Here is a 4,016-nt window from a genome sequence, read left to right as displayed (position 1 = left end):
TGCTGGGGACAGGCAGTCACACATTTCCCACAATTTCTACAGAGCGATGCACAAGCAGGTGTTCCCCCCATTCCACCCATCAGTTGTATCCCGTACATTGCTCTGGTCATCAGCCGGTTACCGATCATATGATACTGATTATAGAACGAGAAACACTGAGGGATATTTACCCCGAATGGGCAGGGCATACAATACGCACATCCGGTACACTCAACCTTCATCAGTCGTTTGTATACACCCTTAACCGTATCCATCATGGTCAGCTCACCAGGAGTCATTGAATCTGGCAAAGCGTCCTCACATGCAACAATGTTCTCGGCAATATGCTGCTCATCATTCATCCCGGAGAGGACCACCGTTACTTCTGGATGGTTCCAGACCCAGCGAAGACCCCATTCAGCTGCTGACCGGTGTGGTAAGGCATTTTCATAGATACTCCCGACTTCTTTGGGAAGTTTTTGAGCCAACATCCCTCCCCGAAGCGGTTCCATGACGATGACCGCAATACACCTGGAGGCTGCATACAAGAGCCCTTCTTTTCCTGCCTGAGTGTTTTCGTCGAGAAAATTATACTGGATCTGGCAGAAAATCCAGTCATACGCATCGATGATCTCTCTGAACGTCTTACGATCCCCGTGAAATGAGAACCCGATATTGATTATTTTTCCGGCCTGCTTCGCCTTTTCCAGAAACTCAAAGACGCCGAGATCCAGAAACTTCTTCCAGTTATTTGCGTCAAGGGAATGCAGGAGGTAATAATCGATATGATCGGTCTGAAGTTTTTTCAGCTGGCTATCAAGGATGGTCTGCATATCCTCAGGTTTCTTCAGATGCCACGGAGGAAGTTTGGTTGCAAGTTTGACCTTTTCCCGGTATCCATCATGAAGAGCCAGGCCCAGAACCCGCTCGCTCTCGCCATACATGAATGCGGTATCGATGTAATTGATTCCTGCATCAATCGCACTTCGGATCTGACTGATTGCCCGACTCTCATCGATTCGCCCTCTCCGGGTAGGGAGACGCATCGCTCCGAACCCGAGTATCGAGAGGGTATCACCATTTTTTGGAACTTGTCGATATTGCATAAACTTCTCCTGGAATAACCGGATGAACACTAGAGTAGCCGGTCTAGATTGACTACTCAATATGCATATCGATCCACATATACCTTCTGTTACCGGCCAGGTTACGATGAACCCGATGCCTCTATCAACGATTTACAAGAAAGAAGAAAGAAGAAAGAAGAAAGATTGGAGCCAAAAATTTGTAAATTCGAAGACCGGCTGATGAGATCAGGATACACTCTCAAAGAAAACCGGCCAGAAGGGATCCTGGGCCGGGACTTCCAGGGGGATGATGGAGCCATCCAGCCGTCTTATCATGCGACGAACCGGGTTGCTGGTAACCGTTCCAATCACCGATCCAACAATATCATGTGCTGCAAGCGATGTAAGAATAGCATCTGAATACTCTTCTTGAGCAGTTATGAGGAGAGATCCTTCAGCGATTGATCTGATGGGATCGATTCCAAAATGTTCACACACCATCCTAACCTCGGGGGGATATACAAACCGAGATTCATCGATATCCATACCAACACCGCTCGCATCAGCGATCTCAAACAATCCTCCGATTACCCCGCCTTCGGTGGCATCATGCATCCCGGTCACACCCCCGGCACTCATCGCAGTCAGGGCATCTCTGACCACACTCATCTGGCTGCAGAGAGCCTGTGCCCGCTTTACAAGACCGGGTTCATGGTTCACCAGGAGATCCTTCTCCCGGAGAACTGATAAAATACCGGCAGTTTCAATTGCCGGACCTTTGGTAAGGATAACCACATTCCCTGGTTTTGCTCCCGCCGGAGTGACATAGGAATCCTCCTTCGCGATAGCAAATACCGTCACTCCCCCAATGGTTGGCGCTGCAAAACCAGGATAATATCCGGTGTGACCTCCCACAATTGCAATTCCAAGTTCTGAAGCAGCGGTATGAATTGAGTTCACGATTGTCTTCAGATCCTCATCTGGAGTATCAGGAGGTAACAACAAGGAGTATGTCATGTACCGTGGAGCAACTCCCATTACTGCCACATCACTTGCCCCGATATGAACGGTATACCACCCGAACATCTCAAGAGGCTGACCTGGAATTGCGAATATCGGATCTTCAGCCACGATGAGAACTTCTCCGTTCCCAAGCGAGATTACCCCTGCATCTATCCCAGTACGAGGCGGAACGATGACTGATGTATCAGAAGCACCCAGCCTGTGCTGAAGAAAGGAGTTGAAGATCCCGGTATCTATCTTTCCAATCTTCTGCCCGCTGCCGGTCATTAGACCCCAGACCGTGACGATGATTCAGCGGTATATCGCTTTGCAATCTCAATAACCTGATCCACAACTTCAATGGGATCTTTTCCCACAAGAACAGTAACCGGTTCTTTTCCTACCGCTCCGGTTTCATAGAAAACCTTGGGAGCTACTCCTCCACAGGCACGGACTGCTTCTGCAACCTTCCAGGGCATGGAACCGCACTCTTTCTCTTTAACCTCTTCAGGTTCATTACTACGGTCAATTACTGAAAAGACCCATCCTTTTTCGGCACAATACTGCTTCAACCATGTTGCAAACACAGGATTGTTCATGAAGTCCATTCCTGCCCGGTACGAGGGATCGACTCTGGCAAGTTCAATGATCAGCCGGGCCATATGACTTGATGCACCAAGCCGGGGACGTCCTGCAGCGAATGGCATCCCGTTCACCACCGTAATTCTCCCATCTACCGCAAGGACATCATCCCTGGTTTTTGCACCCTGTTTCGCAAAGACCATATTGGTCCGTACTTCAGGGATCATCTGAGCAAACTCACTGCAACGCTCTATTTTTTCCAGAGCCAGCATAAACTTTCCAAATAATTCCACCAGATCATCAGACATACAAATTACTAGTCATTACATCGGTGGGAATCCATAATGTAGGTTTTCACAAGTCAATCTAAAATCCATTTACTCAAAAACAAAGAAATTGAATTTAAAAATGATCATTACAAGAGTTCTGATAATGATCATAATCTGTATTGTCAGATGTTTGCAGAACAGACAGGAGAACAGACATCTCCAGAATGGAGGAGAGGCTTGGAGCGGACTGCAGATTGGCAGTTCGGCTTGATTCCCGGGACTGGATCTAAAAATATAGGATCTAATTATGGATCTATTCGAACAACGTAGTGAGTAGTACCTGAACAGGTTCGGTATCTTCCTTGCGATGACTGATGTATACGAGGGTATCCCCAACCATTCCTTTGAGCGAGAAGAAATCAGCGGTGAAGGTAAAAAGGGTGCTTCCTCCAAGTTTCTTCGTGGTTATCATCCCTCTTTCCTGAATCGATGTGAGAAAGAGATCGCTGACCGGAGCATCAAGCGTGCATTCGGTCACGATTGCACCATCTTTACACTTCGAAGAGAATCGCAATTTGATGATCTTCATGAGACCAGCTCCTCGATCACTTCAGAGACAATCCTGCGCGATACAACATTCAGTACACAGGCCGGTTTAGGCCAGATACTTGCCGCATTGTTCAGATAAATGAGATCCTGAAGTTTCATCTGCTGCACGATGAAATTACTCTCCTGCGCCTGGAACCCAACGCACCTTTTCCCCGAAGAGTTCTGCTTTCCATATAGGAACCCTGACTTTTAGTTCGTCGATGAGGAACCGCGATGCCGCATATGCCACATCACGATGGCCTGATGCTACCGTGATGAGCACGATCACTTCACCCACTTTCATTGACCCGTACCGATGGATAACCTGGACACTGGTGAGATCCCACTTCTCTTCAGACTCTGAAATTATCTTCTGTATCTCTTTTTCAGCCTCTTCCTCATCGGTCTCGAGTCGCAGAACATCCATCCCATCATTTCTTACGATGCCTGCAAAGATGAGAACAGCCCCGGTCTCTGGCCCGATATTCTCAAAAACCTGTGTAAGATCGATGGGATCTTCCTGTATCCG

At 47.9% G+C, this 4,016-nt stretch carries 6 protein-coding genes; all 6 read right to left on the bottom strand.

Annotation, left to right across the window (positions count from 1 at the left end; genetic code table 11):
* The coding region (locus LUQ50_RS04835) for an aldo/keto reductase (RefSeq protein ID WP_300037007.1) at positions 1-1,085 on the bottom strand (1,085 nt) is incomplete at its 3' end.
* A gap of 207 nt (positions 1,086-1,292) precedes the next feature.
* Positions 1,293-2,336: an AIR synthase family protein gene (locus LUQ50_RS04830; protein WP_300037003.1), complete on the bottom strand. Its 1,044-nt coding sequence runs from the start codon at positions 2,334-2,336 to the stop codon at positions 1,293-1,295.
* Positions 2,336-2,938: a thiamine-phosphate synthase family protein gene (locus LUQ50_RS04825; protein WP_300037001.1), complete on the bottom strand. Its 603-nt coding sequence runs from the start codon at positions 2,936-2,938 to the stop codon at positions 2,336-2,338. Before LUQ50_RS04825 ends, LUQ50_RS04830 begins: the two co-directional genes overlap by 1 nt.
* Before the next feature lie 274 nt (positions 2,939-3,212).
* The gene (locus LUQ50_RS04820; RefSeq protein ID WP_300036998.1) at positions 3,213-3,488 is read right to left on the bottom strand and encodes a hypothetical protein; all 276 of its coding nucleotides are present in this window, start codon (positions 3,486-3,488) and stop codon (positions 3,213-3,215) included.
* Complete coding sequence (locus tag LUQ50_RS04815; RefSeq protein WP_300036995.1) at positions 3,485-3,616, bottom strand: hypothetical protein; 132 nt, start codon at positions 3,614-3,616, stop codon at positions 3,485-3,487. Before LUQ50_RS04815 ends, LUQ50_RS04820 begins: the two co-directional genes overlap by 4 nt.
* Positions 3,617-3,623: 7 nt before the next feature.
* Positions 3,624-4,016 (bottom strand): molybdenum cofactor biosynthesis protein MoaE (locus LUQ50_RS04810; protein ID WP_300036992.1); only part of this gene is annotated, 393 nt, incomplete at its 5' end.

This window comes from Methanospirillum sp. (genome assembly GCF_028679455.1).
Classification (GTDB): domain Archaea; phylum Halobacteriota; class Methanomicrobia; order Methanomicrobiales; family Methanospirillaceae; genus Methanospirillum.
This window is presented reverse-complemented; position numbering and strand designations above follow the sequence as displayed.

What these genes read in the sequence shown, in the direction of transcription:
- LUQ50_RS04830 (WP_300037003.1), bottom strand. Translation starts at nt 2,336, where the DNA reads ATGACCGGCAGCGGGCAGAAGATTGGAAAGATAGATACCGGGATCTTC.
- LUQ50_RS04825 (WP_300037001.1), bottom strand. Translation starts at nt 2,938, where the DNA reads ATGTCTGATGATCTGGTGGAATTATTTGGAAAGTTTATGCTGGCTCTG.
- LUQ50_RS04820 (WP_300036998.1), bottom strand. Translation starts at nt 3,488, where the DNA reads ATGAAGATCATCAAATTGCGATTCTCTTCGAAGTGTAAAGATGGTGCA.